The sequence below is a fragment of the Caballeronia terrestris genome, assembly GCF_001544515.1.
Classification (GTDB): domain Bacteria; phylum Pseudomonadota; class Gammaproteobacteria; order Burkholderiales; family Burkholderiaceae; genus Caballeronia; species Caballeronia terrestris.
The window spans coordinates 1-17200 of sequence record NZ_FCOL02000079.1 but is presented as its reverse complement, the minus strand read 5'-3'; the positions used below and the strand labels follow the sequence as shown (position 1 = coordinate 17200).

General features: G+C 59.8%; 13 protein-coding genes and 1 pseudogene. 9 read left to right on the top strand and 5 right to left on the bottom strand.

The genetic code is table 11. The annotated features are described in order from the left end of the window. Positions 1–205 precede the first annotated feature (205 nt). From AWB67_RS30610 to AWB67_RS30590, 6 genes and pseudogenes are all read left to right on the top strand, one after another. Positions 206–649: a GreA/GreB family elongation factor gene (locus tag AWB67_RS30610; protein ID WP_087659877.1), complete on the top strand. Its 444-nt coding sequence runs from the start codon at positions 206–208 to the stop codon at positions 647–649. Positions 650–932: 283 nt separating this feature from the next. Continuing rightward, the gene (locus AWB67_RS30605; RefSeq protein WP_087659876.1) at positions 933–1430 is read left to right on the top strand and encodes a hypothetical protein; all 498 of its coding nucleotides are present in this window, start codon (positions 933–935) and stop codon (positions 1428–1430) included. Next, a complete protein-coding gene (locus AWB67_RS30600) occupies positions 1423–1758 on the top strand; it encodes a hypothetical protein (protein ID WP_087659875.1) in 336 nt (111 codons plus the stop codon). Before AWB67_RS30605 ends, AWB67_RS30600 begins: the two co-directional genes overlap by 8 nt. Further along, positions 1752–2342, top strand: coding sequence for a phage integrase family protein (locus AWB67_RS30595; RefSeq protein ID WP_087659874.1), 591 nt, complete (start codon positions 1752–1754; stop codon positions 2340–2342). Before AWB67_RS30600 ends, AWB67_RS30595 begins: the two co-directional genes overlap by 7 nt. Next, entirely contained in the window at positions 2305–3009 is a 705-nt protein-coding gene (locus tag AWB67_RS42240; protein WP_235025420.1) for a site-specific integrase, read from the top strand. The genes AWB67_RS30595 and AWB67_RS42240 overlap by 38 nt, the downstream gene beginning before the upstream one ends. Beyond that, a pseudogene (locus AWB67_RS30590) lies at positions 3002–3891 on the top strand (phytanoyl-CoA dioxygenase family protein); the annotation flags it as partial. The gene AWB67_RS42240 and the pseudogene AWB67_RS30590, both read left to right, overlap by 8 nt. Positions 3892–3909: 18 nt before the next feature. Here the strand turns inward: AWB67_RS30590 and AWB67_RS30585 are convergent. Continuing rightward, positions 3910–4098 (bottom strand): hypothetical protein, encoded by a 189-nt coding sequence (locus tag AWB67_RS30585; RefSeq protein ID WP_087659873.1) that lies wholly within the window; start codon positions 4096–4098, stop codon positions 3910–3912. A gap of 6 nt (positions 4099–4104) precedes the next feature. Further along, positions 4105–5046 (bottom strand): quinone oxidoreductase family protein, encoded by a 942-nt coding sequence (locus tag AWB67_RS30580; RefSeq protein ID WP_087659872.1) that lies wholly within the window; start codon positions 5044–5046, stop codon positions 4105–4107. Between the two features lie 1221 nt (positions 5047–6267). Here AWB67_RS30580 and AWB67_RS30575 point away from each other — a divergent pair. Together AWB67_RS30575 and AWB67_RS30570 are read left to right on the top strand one after the other, a co-directional pair. Further along, the gene (locus tag AWB67_RS30575; protein WP_087659871.1) at positions 6268–8322 is read left to right on the top strand and encodes an alkyl/aryl-sulfatase; all 2055 of its coding nucleotides are present in this window, start codon (positions 6268–6270) and stop codon (positions 8320–8322) included. A gap of 9 nt (positions 8323–8331) precedes the next feature. Then, the gene (locus AWB67_RS30570) at positions 8332–8859 is read left to right on the top strand and encodes a hypothetical protein (RefSeq protein ID WP_087659870.1); all 528 of its coding nucleotides are present in this window, start codon (positions 8332–8334) and stop codon (positions 8857–8859) included. Between the two features lie 203 nt (positions 8860–9062). Here AWB67_RS30570 and AWB67_RS30565 read toward each other — a convergent pair whose 3' ends face one another. Beyond that, on the bottom strand, positions 9063–13163 hold the full coding sequence (locus AWB67_RS30565) for a CheR family methyltransferase (RefSeq protein WP_235025419.1): 4101 nt from the start codon (positions 13161–13163) through the stop codon (positions 9063–9065). A 1118-nt stretch (positions 13164–14281) separates the two neighbouring features. Between AWB67_RS30565 and AWB67_RS30560 the strand changes: the two genes are divergently transcribed. Further along, positions 14282–14794, top strand: a complete 513-nt coding sequence (locus AWB67_RS30560) for a flavin reductase family protein (protein WP_087659868.1) — start codon at positions 14282–14284, stop codon at positions 14792–14794. A gap of 319 nt (positions 14795–15113) precedes the next feature. On the opposite strand, the gene maiA is transcribed toward AWB67_RS30560, so the two are convergent. Then, the gene (maiA, locus tag AWB67_RS30555; RefSeq protein WP_087659867.1) at positions 15114–15800 is read right to left on the bottom strand and encodes a maleylacetoacetate isomerase; all 687 of its coding nucleotides are present in this window, start codon (positions 15798–15800) and stop codon (positions 15114–15116) included. Between the two features lie 13 nt (positions 15801–15813). Continuing rightward, complete coding sequence (gene fahA / locus AWB67_RS30550) at positions 15814–17082, bottom strand: fumarylacetoacetase (protein ID WP_087659866.1); 1269 nt, start codon at positions 17080–17082, stop codon at positions 15814–15816. Between the last annotated feature and the right edge of the window lie 118 nt (positions 17083–17200).

Here is a 17200-nt window from a genome sequence, read left to right as displayed (position 1 = left end):
AAGTGACGCAACGTCTTTCCCCGCTGATGCAAGTTGTGTTTCCGGATGAACGGCCCGGAGTATTCGTGAACCCACTTACGGTGCGCCAGGTAATACGGAACGGGAGCCTCGAGCGCCTTATTTTCGTGGACGGTTCATGGCTAGACGTCTGGTCTGGTGGCAATTGCACGGACCTTTCTAACCTTCACGCTTCCAAGAGACATATATGCCGCTAGTTCAAGTTGGCGCCTTCGCGGATTCGCGATCACGCTCCGACAATTCGCGGATTTTATCCGAGACCGACATCGCGCGGCTCAAGCGAGGCGGGTATCTGATTACCGCCTCCGCTCAGCAGCGGGCGCTCCTGGAGGAACTGGAAGCGATGGCCGTGTTCGTGAATTCCGCCGACGTTCCTCCGGACGTCATCACATTGAATACCACCCTCGAGCGCGTTGATGTCGGAGGAGACGTCTATCGATGGACGCTGGTCTATCCAGATGAAGCCGACTACCAACAAGGACGCATCTCGGTGCTGTCGCCCGCGGGGATTGCGCTGCTTGGCGCGCGGTGCGGTTACATAGTGGACTGCCGGGCGCCGAGTGGCTCGTTGACTCGGTATCTGATCAGCCGGATTGTGCAGCAGCCCGAGAGTAGCCGTATGACGGATTAAGCAAGATAGACGTCCGTGACGCGACTTACTCGTCGCGCAGACCGCTATCGTAGCGTAGGGAAATCGATGACTGTCGTTGGCTCGAAAGCGGGCGTCCAAATCTTTCCCAGTCGACTGGTGACAATGGGTCGAAAAGCGAGATCCGTTCGGATTCTTGCCGGACCACGCCTACATAAGTAACCCGTCGTCAGTTTATTTCGCATGCCTGATAAAGCCTATTATCGGGATAGCGTTTGCGGGGTAGAATTAGGCATTTCCCATTTACCTGAAAGGGCAGGGGCCCGTGGCACAAGGCAGAGACGACTTTGACGACGATGACGAGGCATTCGAGTCGTTTCCCGACCCGGAAGTCGCGCGCCTCGTGCTCGAGCTCGACTGGACTATCACGCGGCGACGCCGCTCGGGCGCGATGCATCACCTTGTCGAAAGGCGGTCCGTGCCGCTGCCGGTCAAACCTAGCCACATTGAATTGCGGGTGCTGACAGCGCTCGCCCAGGCCTACGGATCGGCGTTGCTGCAGGGCGCCGATTTCGAGCCCGTACTGGATTGCATCGCGGAGTGGGGTGCCGTGGTACTGGTACAGCGATCCCTGTGGGGCGAGCGCTCTGATGACTTGCGACTGGCCGCACGCCTACTTGCAGCACGCGTGCCGTTCGAGATCCTGTGCGGCACCTGGCCGGAAGTGTTCATGGCGCAGGGGCAGGCTGAGCTGCAGGAATTCCGACCGCAGCCACCAAAGTCGTCGATGGCATCGGACGGCGAGGAGGGTGGCGATGACTGAGCGCGCGATGGGCCCGACTCCCGCCCCGGAAAAGCTCACCGCTGAGAAGCTGACCCTTGAACGCGGTTATACGGCGAAGGATTTCACGGAGCTGCGTGCGTACGTGGAGCGCATTGCGCCCGCGGTGATCGCGCGCACCTACTACGACCCCGACGCCGATCCGCATGCGGCGACCCCTGGCGCGATGGAGCGACACCTCGCGAAGATGCTCGACACCTTGGTGCAGCTCGCGCTCGCACACGGCTCGACGGTGCTTGCCGATCACCTGCGCGCGTCGATCAAACAGCACGGCCAAGCGAAGCTGACCGGCGTCACGTGCGGATGGTGACTGACGCCGCGCAACTGGCCGCCGCGGCTCCGCGTGCGGATCATCCCATCAGCGCGTGGCTGCGGCCACGCGTGGCGCGGCGGCTGAAAGGCGAGGGGATCACGACGCTAGATGAGCTCGTTGCGTTCTGCAATCGGCGCGGCGCCGGCTGGTGGCGCTCGATTCCGCGCATTGGTCCGGGCCGGGCACGCGCGATCGTGAGCTGGCTGCGGCGTCAACAGACCGCGCTCGGTCTGACGGTCGATGCGGATGTCGACTCGGTCGAGCGAGAGGGCGTGCCGTTGGTGGCAGCCGAACTGGTTGAGGTCGTACCGGATCTGGCGTCCGATCAGGGGGCGAGCCGCGGGGCGGACCGACTGACGCTCGCGCCACTAGAACGGCTGTCGGTGCCGCACGCGCTCTCGGGCGCAGCGGGCGAAAACCGCGCGACCGCATTCTGCTACATCCAGGCGAACCACGATCTCGATGCAGTGCGCGCCTATCTGAACCGCTATCGGGAGCAGCCGAAAACGCTGCGCGCGTGCAAAGGAACTCGAGCGCTTTCTGTTGTGGGCGGTGGTGCTGTGCGGCAAAGCCTTGAGTGATTTGCGGGTCGACGATTGCGAAGCGAACAAGGATTTCCTGAAAAGCCCCGATCCGCGCTTCGTCGGGGAACGCTTTGCACGGAACTCGCCGCGCTGGCGGCCGTTTGCGTCCGAGGACCTCTCGCCTGAGTCGCAGCGCTATGCGGTGCGGGCTCTTCGGGCCGCGTTCGCGTGGTGGGTCGATGTGCGGTATCTGGGCGGCAACCCGTGGACCGCCGTCAACGATCCGCCTGTGATTCAACGCGTGAGTGCGATGAAGATTGAGCGCGCGTTGCCGGCTGATTTGTGGCGACGCCTGCGCAACGAGCTCGATGTGCGATGCGCGGAAGGCGATAGCCGCTCGACTGCGCAGTGGCGTGCGGTGCGCGCGACGATCCTATTGATGGGCGATTCGGGGCTGCGGCGTGAGGAGGCGGCGTTGGCCCGCCGTGAAAATCTGAAGCCGTCGGTGTACGGCACACTTGAACGGCCGGTGTGGGAGCTGACGATCGTCGGAAAGGGCCAGCGTGAGCGCACGGCGCCGGTGAGTGCGGCGACGCTCGTCGCGTTGCGCGCGCACTGGGCCGACCGGGCCCGAGATTTCGACGGGGCAATCGAAGAAGACCATCCGAGGGGGCCGCTGCTGGCACCGGTCACCATCCCCTGGACCGACGCTTCGCGTCTTTGAAGCAATCATCCGGCAGGAACGTGAATCGGGTATTCAGAGCGCGGACCATTTCGCAAAGGCCGGTGCAAACGACCGCATCTGGAATGCTCAAGAAAAGCTCTGCCTACAGGCGCCTTCCATATTTGCGCGCTATTTCTCTAACGCATTCATCGCATGCATCGCCGAAGCGTGGCTCGGCCCTGGCTTTCAGATGACCACTTAGGTCAACGTGGTTCGTCCCGGCGGCGAGGCGCAACAGGCGCACCGCGATTACCATCTCGGATTTCAGACGGTGGAAGAAGCGCAGCGCTTTCCGGCGCACGTTCATACGATGTCGCCTCTTTTGACGCTACAGGGCGCCGTCGCGCACAGCGACATGCCCATTGAAAAAGTGGGCCCACGAAACTACTTCCGTTCTCGCAGCGCTATGCGCAGGGCTATCTTGCTTGGCGACGCCCCGACTTTCGCGAATACTTTGAAGCGCACTGCGTGCAGTTGCCGCTCTCAAAAGGCGATGCACTATTTTTTAATCCGGCGCTGTTTCACGCTGCGGGCGCGAATCGCACCCTCGATGTGCAACGCATGGTGAACCTGTTACAAGTGTCTTCTGCCTATGGACGCGCGATGGAGACCGTCAACCGCATACGCATGTGTGAGGCGGTCTTTCCCGTGCTCCTCGAGTGCAAAGCCAGCGGCCGGATAAGTGCGGCCGACCTCGATACTGTCATCGCATCAATGGCGGAAGGGCACGCTTTTCCAACCAATCTTGATCGCGACCCACCAACAGGCGGCCTCGCTCCTGCGAGTCAGCAAGCACTGCTGCGCCGCGCACTCGATGAAGCGTGGCCCCAAGCGGCGCTGCGCGACGCGTTGCAACATCAGGCCTGGAAGCGAATGAGTTGAGCTTGCGCGGTCCTCAGATCACAAACTAACGCCACAATTAATCACACGCAATCCGCCATGAAGGTACTGAGCGCGGGGCCCAAGCACCGCGGCTCGCGTGCGGGCGCCGTCGATATCGACCAGCGCGGGCAGCAGCGCGATATCGATCGAGATCGGCGGCGACGCGGCGAGTTCGTCCAAGGAGAGCGCGAAGAGCATCGAGGCCATCGGCTCTCACGGCGTCAGCACGATGCGGCCCGCGGTACCCGCTTCAACCTCGCGATACGCGGCGACGGCCTTGTCGAGCGGATAAGTCCGCGCGATGGACGGCGGCTGATAGCTGCCGTCCTCGAAACCCGGCCGCAGGGCATCGAGAATCACCGCCGCTGCGTTCAAGTCGCGCTTGAGCGAATCGACACCGATCAACCGACTTTCATTGTGATAGAAGTCGGCAAGATTGAAGCTCACTTGGCGCCGGTCTGTCGCCGATATTTCGACGAGACATCCGCGCAGCGCGAGCATTTTGACCGCCGTTTCGAACATGGAACCACCGACCGTATCGAAGACAACGGAGGCACCCCCATCGGTCAGCGCCCGCAACTGTTCGATGACATCGCCCTCGCTGTCGACACTCGCATCGACATACGAATTCGCCCGCGCGCCGCGTGTTACGCCGATCACTCTCGCGCCGATGCGTCGGGCGATCTGCGCGGCTGCCCCTCCAACGCCGCCCAGGCCGACAATCGCGACCGTATCACTTTTCGTGACCTGCGCCGCCTCGGCGATCGCGCACCAGGCGGTAATGAAGTTGACGCCGATCGATGCTGCCTGTTCATGCGACACGTGGTCCGGCTTGCGGCGCAGGCTCGCCACCGGCACCGCGATCTGTTCGGCATGGGTGCCGTCGTGCGTAAAGCCGACGTTGCCGGAGCCCCAGACTTGCACGCCGATCCATTCTTTCGGGCCGTCGATGACGACGCCGGAGTAGTCGCGTCCCGGCGTGCGCGGCAGCGTCGTTTGACTCATGCGGCCTGCGACGTTCTTTATGTCGCTCGGATTGATCGATGCCGCGCACACGCGGACGACGGCAGTATCAGCGGTAGCGAGCGGCGTCAAAACTTCCTCGACGAGTAGCACGTCGGGATTGCCAAACCGCGCGAATCTCAGGGCTTTCATAGTCGTTTTCGGTCTTATGATCGATGCGATGATCGCATTTTTGGTGAAAGCGGGTGCATCGACAGGATAGACCTCCGCCAATATCTTTGCGTCAGACGACGAGGCGAAGAAGATGAGCCAAGCGGTTGCGGCTAGAACAGTGTGCGCCTGCCCACCAACATCTCAGTCCAGGTCCCACACAAAATCTCGAAAGCAGTGCGCGCCTCGCGCAGCTAGCAACGCGACGTACGAATGGACGAACCCATCGACCCTGGTTGCGATGCTTCACGTTCTCCTCCCAAGGCGCGCAGCCGTTCCAGAGACTATGGCGCGGCCGCTACCCTTGCCTAGTCCGCACCGCAGACGACGCTATTCTGATAATCGATCTTATTGAAATAGGCGTGCGCCATGCGGAAACAATTGGCCTACCAATCACGCCTGAGACTTGGATCCATGATGTAACAGCTTCAGAGGTTACGGTTTGTCTGCATCAGGCCTACATCGAAGTCCCACCGGCCGTTGCTGATCAGGTAGCGTATGGCGCGGTAAGCGTCCTCGCGCGTACGCGTACTCGTTGAGCGCGACGCTCGCGTGAATCCTGGTGGGCCGGCCTAACTGTCACGCCGAATGGGCCTTCTCGGCCATCAAGGGACATAGGGCACACGCTCGCGGTGCCGTTTGGATGGCCCTTCCACTAATGGCAACGGTCATGAGACTCTGATCCCTAATCGGTTGCATTTGCATCCAATCGGCGCGCAAGCGCATGACGCTCGAAACTCACCTTTCTCTGTCGGCGTCAATCTCGAACAGCGCGATCACCGCACGCCGATAAAATGCGGCCGGGCGTCGGCCGTACAGACGGCCCAGAAAAACTTGATGAAAGGTGAGCCGAGGGCTCTTGTCTCCATCACCTAGGAAAAAACCTTGAAATCTCCACGTCGTTCGCTTATTAGTTGCTCGTGAGCGACAGGAAGTCCAGTCTCAGACCGCCCCGAGCGCGAAAGCAAAGCATTGTTTGGGAGCCTCCTGTCCGGGGCCCGGGGGCATGAGAAGGCGTGGCGCGACCATCGTTTGTCCGCGACCGCCACTCGACGACGGCGTCCAATCCCGAAAAATCGACCATCGGCTGCTAAATGAGGTCGGCGCCGTAGTAACCGCTCGAGCTTCGCGAAAAAGAAGAGTTATTCGAACATCGCTAGCGGGCTGACATGCGCCTGCCATTGACACCTAACCGGAGGGATCATGTCTCAATCGGAAGACGGAGCAAAAACCGGCGCACGCAGAGCATTTCTCAAGAACGTGGCCGTTGCAGGCGCAGCGACCAGTCTGTCGGGCGTGGTCGGCGAGACTTTCGCTCAAACTGGAGCAGCGCCCTCCGCGACAGGCTCGGCGCCGAAGCCCGCCACGTCGACGACAATCGCGCTGAACAAACAGTATGCCGAGTTCCTTTCGTTCGCGGACGCCCAGGACTTCGAGGACGCGAAACGCGGTCTCATCGCCACACTGCCGGAGCCGGTCGTCATCAAGGGGCAAGGCGAGTTCCCAGCATGGGATCTCCAGCAGTTCGCGTTCGTGAAAGGCGGTCCGGAAAACAACGCGCCGTCAACCGTCAATCCGAGCCTTTGGCGCAACGCCAAGCTCAATATGAATCATGGGCTGTACACGGTGGTCGACGGCATCTGGCAAGTGCGCGGGTACGACCTTTCCGTGATGAGCATCATTCGGGGCGATCGCGGCTATATAGTCGTCGATCCTTTCATCACGACCGAAGTTGCTTCCACGGTGTGGAAGCAACTCGTCATCCCGCATCTCGGCGACAAGCCCATAACCCACGTCATCTATACCCACAGCCACGTCGATCACTACGGCGGCGTGCGCGGCCTCGTCAGCGACGACGACCTGAAATCTGGGAAGGTCCAAATCGTCGCGCCGGTCGGTTTTACGGAAGCGGCCGTCGGTGAGAACATCATCGCCGGCAACGCGATGGGACGGCGCGCGAGTTACATGTACGGCTCGCTGTTGCCACGCAGCCCAACGGGCATCGTCGATGGCGGTCTCGGCAAGACGACCTCGGTCGGCACCATCACGCTCGCTGTTCCCACGATGTTCGCCGAGAAGACCGGCCAGAAACTGACGCTGGACGGCGTGGACATCGTGGTTCTGATGGCGCCGGAATCCGAGGCGCCTTCCGAGTTCATGTTCTACCTGCCGAAATTCAAGGCCTTCTGCGCGGCGGAAGACGCGACCCATACGCTTCACAACCTTTACACGTTGCGCGGCGCGAAGGTCCGCGACGCCCTCCTGTGGTCCAAGTACCTCCAGGCGACGCTCGACATGTTCGGCGAAGAAATGCAGGTCCTCTTCGCCTCGCATTACTGGCCGACCTGGGGCAACGATCGAATCAACTCGTTTCTGCGCGCCCAACGCGACATGTATCGCTACCTGCACGATCAAGTGATGCGCATGGCTAATATGGGCCAGACGCCACTGGAGATCGGTCAAGCTATTCGTCTGCCGGACAGCCTGGCAAAACATTGGTATTGCCGAAGCTACTATGGAACGGTCTATCACGACGCCGTTGCACAGTACAACCTGCGTCTCGGATTCTTCGACGGTGTTCCCGCCAACCTTCACCGGCTGGAGCCGACCGAGAGTGGCAAGCGGTACGTCGAGTACATGGGTGGAGCGGCCGCTGTATTACGAAAGGCTCACGACTCGTATAACCAGGGCGACTATCGATGGGTGGCGGAAGTCGTCAACCACGTGGTATTCGCGGACCCGCAAAACACTGCGGCCAAACAACTGCTGGCGGACGCTTACGAGCAACTGGGCTATCAGTCGGAGTCGGCACCATGGCGCAACTTCTACCTGACGGGTGCGATGGAATTGCGCAACGGCGTCAGGAAGGGGCAAGCTCCTGCGCCGCAGAGCCCCGATACCATCCAGGCAATGCCGCTCGACATGTTCCTCGACTACCTCGGCATCCGGCTGAATGCCGAGCGCGCGAACGGGAAAACGGCGTCGTTCAATCTGGTGCTGACCGACACGAAGGAGAGCCGCCTTCTGGGTGTCGAGAACAGCGCGTTGCATTACTCGAAGGAGAAGACTTCGAGTTCGGCGGATGCGACGGTCACGATGACGCGCGCGGACCTCAACAGCATCATGATGGGACAAACCAACATGCAGAACCTCGTGATGGCCGGCAGCGCCAAAATCGACGGCAATAGTCAGAAGCTCGGCGAGTTCGTGTCCTGGCTCGACAATTTCGATTTCTGGTTCAACATCGTCACGCCTTGAGGTAAGTCCATGTGCGCAATCTGCAACTTCAAGATCGATTTCGGCGTTGGCCATCCGCTTGCGCTGACGGTCGCCGTGGCGGCCCGAAAGGCGATTGAGTCGGGACTGATCGAGCCAATCGATGCGGCGGAAGGCGCGCTCTCAGCGGCGCGCATGCGAATGTCCTCCGTCGAAGCGTTGAACCTGCTGCAAGCGCGCATCGTAGGCACTCACACCGAAGAAGCACTGCTGGCCCTTCCGGACTTTTACGTCCTGTTCATTGAGAACGACACGTGGGGCTTCTTTCACGCGACCACGAACGGCTTCGATCCGGACATCGTCCCCGAGATGCCCGATTTAACGGCCACGGATGAAGCGAAGCGCAGCAACATAGTCATCATGTCAGAGGCGGTCTTGCGGGCGTGGCTGGATGAACGTTTCAATATCGAACAAGCTTTGCGCGAATCGCTGTTCATGATCGACGCGTCTGCCGACTCGACTGACTCGCTGGTGCGAATGCTCATTGTGGCGGCGTTGGCCGTGACCGGTACCTGCTGACTCGTGTCGGGAGCTTGAGTCCGATCGGCCGCCAGAGAGCAGCGCGTCCGAAGTAGTCGAGCGGCCGCTTTATTTGAAGCCGGACCAGCAATTGAGCGGCAACGGTCTGCTAAGAAGGGAACCTCTGCGCTGAAACCGGGCACTTTCGAGGCTGTTCTGTGCCACATCGACTTTGGAAATGATTCGTGCATCGACTTAATGACTTAATATTCGCTACTTTTTCCCAAGTTTCCGCCAATAGCCACGAGTAGCGCATTCAGCGACACCGGCTTACCCAAATGCCCATCGAACCCTGCACGTAGTGCCTCGGCAGCGTCCTGCTCGCGGCCGAAACCGGTTAAAGCGATCGCTGGAACAGCCCTACACGCCGGCAGTTCGCGCAACTTCGCAATCAGTTCATAGCCGCTCATCGTCGGCATGCCGATATCCGACAGGATCAGATCGAACTCGCTTTCGCTCGCGGCTTCGAGAGCTGCCTCGGGACTCGATTCCGCTCTGACCTGCGCCCCTTCTAGTTCAAGCAAACTCCGGAAGCCTTCGAGGCCTTCCAGCGAATCGTCGACAAGCAGCACGCGCAGTCCCTTCAGAATGCTGGGATCAGCGGTATTACCCGTGCGCAATACCGGTGTGGATGGAGGAAGGTATGGCAACCATAGCCGGAAACAGGATCCTTGTCCCAATCCAGCCGAGGAGCCCTCAATGCGTCCGCCATGCATTTCAATCAGTTGCTTGGTGAGCGACAAGCCGATGCCTAAACCGCCGCGATCACGTCGGCCGCCGCCGTCCGCTTGACTAAACATATCGAAGACCTTGGGCAGAAAATCAGGCGCGATGCCTCGCCCGGTATCGCATACTTCGACGCAGACATATCGATCATCGCGCGTAAGCGACAGATTCACGCGTCCGCCGTGCGCCGTGAACTTTAAGGCATTGCGTACCACGTTCCAAAGCATCTGCTCCAGGCGTACCGGATCGGCCTGAATCGTCAACGGCGCGTCAACGCCTGACACTAACATTCGAATCTGCTTGTTCGCGGCTTCCGCCTCACTCGCCTCGACAATCGCTTGAAGAACGGATGCAAGATTGACTGGCGAGAAATGCAACGCCAACTTGCCAGTGCGCACCCGCGACAGATCCAACAGGTCGTCAATGATCTTGGATTGCCCAAGGACCGAACGTTGAATCGCGTCCGCCGCATCCTGAACCAGCGTAATATCCTTCACCTCGGGCGAGCGGCTCAGTAACTCAGCCTTGACGTGAATTAGATTAAGCGGATTCTTTAGCTCGTGCGACAGTACGGCAAAAAATTCATCCTTTTGGCGGTTCACCGTTTCCGCCTGAGCACGAATGGCCCGCTCGAGCGCCAACTGAAGTTGCTGCTGACTTTCCACGCTCTTGCGGTCGGTTAAATCGCGCGCTATTTTCGCAAGACCCTTGAAGCCGACGGTGTCGATCGACGTCATGACACCGCTGCAATAGATCTTTCTGCCGTCCTTTCTGAGGTGCCAACGCTCGTCCTCGGCACGACCTTCCTTCTTGGCTGTTTCTCGTTCGGCGAGCGCTGCGCTCGGCCGGTCTTCCGGGACGAATATGAGATCGATCGGCTTGCCCACGACCTCATGCTCTTCAAAGCCAAACATGCGGTGCGCTCCTCGGTTCCAACTGAGGATCGTGCCGTCCAGATCTTGCACAATGATTGCGTAGTCGTCGGTGGTCAACGCAGCGAGTTTCAGACGTTCTTCGCTCGACCGGGCCGCTGCCTCGGCCCGGCGTCTTTGGGTGATGTCGATCAGCGTGAGCACGGCGCCGTCGATGCGATCGTCCACGGTTCGGTATGGCAGCACGCGAGCGAGAAACCAATGGCCGTCCAAGGTGCTGACTTCCCGCTCCGCTAACTTCAGGTCCTCGAATGCACTTCTTACATCAGCGGCGAGTTCCGGATAATTCAGGCGATGCGTCAAATCAAGCAAGGGGCGGCCGATATCCGTCGCGATCAAATTGAACAGTCCCACGGCAGCGGGCGTATAGCGTTTGATGCGCATCGAACGATCGACAAAGATGGTCGAGATGCCAGTGGAGCCGATCAAGTTTTGAAGGTCATCGTTGGCTTTCGCGGTCTCTTCCACCTTCGCCAGCAACGCACTATTGACCGTCACGATCTCTTCGTTGACCGACTGCAGTTCTTCCTTGCTAGTTTCGAGCTCCTCGGACGCTGAACGCATTTCTTCGTTGATCGCCTGTAACTCTTCGTTGGAGGCCTTTAGCTCCTCGCTGGAGACGTTAGAATGCTCGACCGTCGATTGCAACAGCTCCTTCAATCGCCGTACTTCGGCCTCGAGGTGAGCGACGACAGGATTCTCGTCAGTCGGAGCGACGTCGGACGCTTCGGGCAACGTGGTCTCCTCCGCCTCATCGAAGAACACTGCAAGGACGTCTCCACCGGCCGCATCGTAAAATGGGCGCACAGTCATATTGACGTAGGAAAGAGCGGTACCACGTGCGAACCCCACGCGTTCTGCATCGACGCTTTTGCCATGTCGCAGCGCCTGAAAGAGCGCAGTTTGAAGCTCCAGTCTCAGTTCGGGGTTGATCAGGGTGAGGAGATTGTGAGACGGTTCACCGCCGACGTATCGGAGGAACCGGCCGACATCCTCTGACATATGCAGGATTTCTCCGTCGCGGTCGATCAGCACGCTTGGCGGTGCATAATGCTCCATCGCGCTTCGGTGCAGGGCTGCGAACGAAGAGTCCGTGCGACCAATCGCTGGCTTTATGTTACTGAAGTGAGTCGGCTGCGCCAGTGGGCCGACGAACGGTAACGTCGGCGCAGTTCGCGCGCTCGCCGACTTCTTCGCGCGATAAATCCGGTTCTTCTTGTCAACGGCGGCAAAAAGGTCATCGGCAATCTCAGCCGACTCGGAACTACCCAAGAAAAGATACCCGCCCGGTTGAAGCGCGAAGTGAAACGTCTCCAAGACCTGTCGCTGTACCGTACGGTCCAGGTAGATCAGCAGGTTGCGGCATGACACCAGGTCGAGCTTAGAGAAGGGTGGATCGCGCAGGAGGTTGTGTGCGGCAAACAGAACCTGTTCCCGTAAGGATTTGTTGATGAGGTAGCGCCCGTGCGTGAGCGTAAAAAACTTTCGAAGCCGGGCAGGCGGAACGTCGGTCACAATGGGCGATGGGTAGTTGCCCGTGCGCGCCGTCTCGATAGCGCTCTCATCGATATCTGTGGCGAACACTTGAATCCCACAGCCTTTATTGGCTTCCGCAACACATTCGTTAAGCAGCATCGCGACCGAATACGCTTCTTCTCCGGTCGAGCAGCCCGCGGCCCAGACGCGGATGGAGTCGTCATCGGACTTGCCTTCGCAGATGCGCGGCACGATTTCGCGCTCAAGGGCTTCAAAAGCGTCCCGATCGCGAAAAAAATTCGTCACGCCGATCAACATGTCCTTAAGCAATGCCGCGGACTCCTCCGGGTGGGTGTCGAGAAACCGCTGATACGAGGGTAAGTCTCGAAGCGCGTTGACTTGCAGTCGGCGTTCAATGCGTCGCAGAACCGTCGAGCGCTTGTAGTGCCGGAAGTCATGCGCGGTGCGGGCGCGCAGCGTAGAGAGGATTTTCTGCAGCGCGTCTTCCGCGAGCGATGTGGTATCCGGCCCTGCACTACTATCCGCAGACGTTGCCATTAGGGGATCGTCGGCAGCAGGAGGCAACTGGATGGCTCGCGCGTTGTCGCGCAGTTCGATAAGTTTTTGCGGGATCTCAACGACCGGCAGCACAATGTCGACTAGGCCCGTCGCGATGGCATTACGAGGCATCTCATCGCATTCGGCGTCCTCGGGACTTTGCGCGATCGTGACACCGCCATGCTCCTTAATCCGACCTATTCCGATCGTACCGTCGCTGCCAAAGCCCGACAAAACCACGCTGATCGCGCGGGTGCGGTGTACTTCGGCGAGGCTGCGAAAAAACAGGTCGATCGCCACCGGTCTTCCTGGTTCGCGATTCGACGGCGTCACTCTCAGGTAGCCATCATTCATCGACAGGTCGTTGGCCGGCGAGATAAGATAGACATGATTCTTTTCAATCTGAGTCGCTTGCAGGACTTGCACGACCGGCATTCTCGTGAGTCTCTGGAGCACGGCGTCGGCCTGGCTTTCATGCTTGGGCGACAGGTGAAGTACGATCACAAACGCCATGCCGGCCTCGTTTGGCATGTGCTCAAACAGGCGCGTCAGCGCTTGAATCCCGCCGGCCGATGCCCCGACGCCGACGATCGGAAACTCCAGCGACGGCATGACAGATCGAGTCACGTCGGGCGGGTCAGCTGAAGGCTCAGGCGAATTATTGCTTGTCATAACGGACGATGTTGATTGCCACGCTTACTGGCAGTCTTGCTAAAAGAATTTGAATGCGTGGACGACTGATTCGTCAAGCGTACACCACGAGCGTCAGGGACGTCGCCTTAACAGTAGATTGCCGGACCAGTCAGGGAATGTTCGGAAAAACTTCCATCGCACGCAAGCTGACAGGCGACGATGGCGCAAATAGTGCGGGCCGTGCGCGTCCATTCGCAAGCCCTGCCGCCCCAGACTAAGTAAGTATCAAAAAGCATGCCGCGCAAATGGCGTCGAGATTTCAAGGGTCGACAGCGCAGTTTCAGATATTGTGTGTGGCGAGGAGTCTATTTCCGTAACTTGCTTTTGCTGAGCAAAGATAGGGAAACCCCGAACTCGTGGGGGTCCTATGACGCGTTGAGCGCGGCGGGTAGTAAGACGGCCGCGTCTTACGGCTTGCCATGAAGGCCAGCGCGCGCAACCGGTACGTCGGCACGATTCAGGACATCGAGAGCGGTCCGGTCACCACCGAGACCATCGAGATCGCGGACATGGTTGTTTCGCCGCACCGCTGACAGAGAGCCTCGACTGCACGCGTCCGGTGCCTAAATCGGGTGGCGTGGATGAGACGACAACGGGTTGAAAGTGTGAGTTGGCCAATGCAGGAAGCTGCTTCCACCGACTGGATCGCACCAAGGTCAACAAATCCCCAAGGCAACCGAAGTAGAACGCAATAGGCTTCGATTTCGGTAAGGGCCGATGACCCACCGGACAAAACAGCGAGGCGTGCGGCCGTTATACCGTGCAAGCGGTCATCGCAAGCGCTCGGAGACGACCGACCGTTGAGGGTCGGCATGTGACCTTCACGATGGCAACAGGCGGCCAAGGGACAATCGGCGCGCGCATTTGCAAGGTAGCTAAGGCGACGATACGATATGACGTTGGTAGCCGCCAGGCGGTCGCTGTCGATATCGGACGCGCAATGGAATCGAGACTCCCTGAGTCCCGGTTTGCGGCCCAGCTTCTTTTCGTCGCGGCGGACCTAGCTCGGAGGACACGGGATCCAAAGGTGAAGCGCTATGAGTGACGGCATCGCGAACGTTTTCAGGCATCTGACGACAGGCGTCCACGTGATCGGCGTTGCGGACGGCGATCGCCGGAATGCATTTACGGCAAGTTGGGTCGTACAAGTCTCCTTTCGCCCGTTACTTCTCGCGATTAGCATCAACCCGGCGCATGCGTCTTACACGCTTCTTCAGGGCGGCCGGGTGTTCGCAATTAATGTCTTGCGGGCGGAACAGCAGGCGTTGGCCAAGCACTTCGGGACGCAATCGGGTCGCACGGTCGATAAGCTCGCGGGGATACCCTGGCGAGCAGGCCGGACGGGCGCACCGCTGTTGCACGGCGCGCTAGCTTTCTTCGACTGTCAGGTAGTCAGTGACGTCGAGGCTGGGGATCATCGGCTAGTAATGGGTCGAGTGGTCGATGGAGCGGTGCTCATCCCGGCTGGCCATCCGTTGATCTATGCAGCGACGGGCGACCTGGATCAGAGCGCTGAGCTCTACCCGAAGGAATTTTGCGAATGGCGGTGAGCAGAACAGTACCATTCTCCGCAGATGCTGGTGGACCTCGTGATCATCCGACTCAAACCGGCCAGTTTCTGCCTTTGGGCGACACGGCGTTTCCGCCGGTTGAACGGCTCATATACTTCTAATAGCGGCCGTTCGACCGACGGACCTGGCACGGCCGCCGTGATCGTTGAATCAGACTTTACTTTTTCATGCCTGGTGATCGTAAGCAGAAACAACCGGCCGCTTGACGCAAATCCGCGTCACAATCGACCTGAAAATTGTGAGCTGAGAGAAGTTGCACGGCTGGGCGTTTCCCGCACGGGGCATTTGTGAGTCGACCTTACGTCGCCGCATCTGGTTGCTTGCTGGGATGCGCGTTGCGGAAGGCCAGCAACGCGTTGCAGGCGGCGTCAATCGCTAGCAGACGCGGGAATTCAGAAAGATCGACTTCGAACCGACGTGCATTGAACAGTTGAGGTACCAGACAACAGTCTGCCAACGTGGGTTGATCGCCATGGCAGAAACGCCCGGATGAACCCATCTCCGCGAGCATAGCTTCCAACGCCTGCAGCCCTACCTTCATCCAGTGACGCATCCATCCCAGTCGTGTCGCCTCGTCGACATGTAGCTCCCGCTCAAGATACTTCATAACCCGCGGATTGTTGAGCGGGTGGATTTCGCAAGCGATCGATAGCGCCAACTGCCTCACCTCTGCGCGCGCGAAGGGCGTGACAGGCAGCAGCGGCGGTTCGGGATGGCATTCGTCAAGGTATTCGATAATGGCCAACGATTGACGAATAGTCCGACCGTCCTCGCGGTAGCTCGGCACGAGCCCGAAGGGATTCACCGCGCGGTATTCGGGCTGATGCTGCTGTCCGCCGTCACGAATCAAGTGAACGGGAACCGCGCGGTAGTCGAGCCTCTTCAGGTCGAGCGCAATGCGCACTCGATACGCCGCAGAACTGCGGAAGTACGTGTACAAGACGCGATCTGCGACCGGGGCTTCCGGTTTAATCGAATTTATCATCGGTAACCCTTTCTCATGCGACGACGGTTCCACGGACTTCGCCGAGACCAATGCGGGCCGCGCCGGGGCGTTCACACCAGCCGCGCAGGATCAGGGTGTCACCATCCTCCAGAAAGGTCCGCTCTTCGCCGTTGGCCAGACTGACGGACTTTTTGCCGCCCTCGGTCAACTCGAGCAGGGAGCCGGCTTCGTTGGCTGCGGGGCCCGATAACGTACCGGAACCCAGCAGATCGCCGGACTGGAGATTGCAGCCATTGACGGTGTGATGCGTCAGCAGTTGAGCCGCCGTCCAGTAGGCGGCGGTGCCGGCGTTGCCCAGCGTCAGGCGTTCGGGCGGGAGGCCGGCCTTGGCCATGCGCTCCGTCAGTATCAGGACTTCGAGCATGATGTCGAATATTCCTGCCTTGCGATTGAAGTCGCCATCCAGGTAAGGAAGCGGCTGCGGGTCGCCTTCGGGACGCGTCAGTGCCGTGCGGAAGGGCGCCAGCGCCTCGGTCGTGACCAACCAGGGCGAAACCGTCGACGCGAAGTTCTTCGACAGGAACGGGCCGAGGGGCTGGTACTCCCACGCCTGGATATCGCGCGCAGACCAGTCGTTGAGCAATGTCACCCCGAACAAGTGATTCTCGGCATCTTCGATGAAGATGGGTTGCCCCAACTCGTTGCCGCGGCCGACGAAATAGCCAAGTTCCAGTTCGTAGTCGAGTCGTCGGCTGGGACCGATGCTCGGTTGAGCGGCATCGGACGCCTTTGTCTGACCGCGCGGCCGCCGGAACGTCTGGCCGCTAACACGAATGGACGAGGACCGGCCGTGATAACCGATGGGCGCCCATTTGTAGTTCGGCATCAGCGGTTGGTCAGGCCGAAACAGCTTGCCGACGGACGTGGCGTGGTGAATGCCCGTGTAGAAATCAGTGTAGTCTCCGATCCGGCAGGGCACCGCCATCTCGGCAGCGTTTCGAGACGTGAGCAGCTTCGACCATGCCTGCTGGTGCGCGCTGCCCTGCGCCAAGCCACGGGAAATGTCGAGGCGCAAGCGAAGTCGCGCTGCCGTGTCGAGTGCCATCAACGTGTTCATGTCCGGGCTGTCGATCAGGCCTGTGGCTTGCAGATCCAGGATCTGGTCGCCAATTGCGACGCCGATCTTAAAGGCATCATCCGCGCCAATGCGTCGAAAACGACCGAATGGAAGATTCTGGATCGGGAAATCGCTTCCCGGTTCGTTTGCCTGCGCGACCCAACTCTTCAGACTGGGGTCGTGCGATTCATTGATCAATGACATACGGTATCTCCTTGGTGCGGATTCAGAGCTGCGCCGGATTGAAATGCTTCTTCAGACCTTGCCAGCAACGGTAGTACTCGCTCTGCAATTGGGACGATTCGAGCGCGTAGCGCGTCGG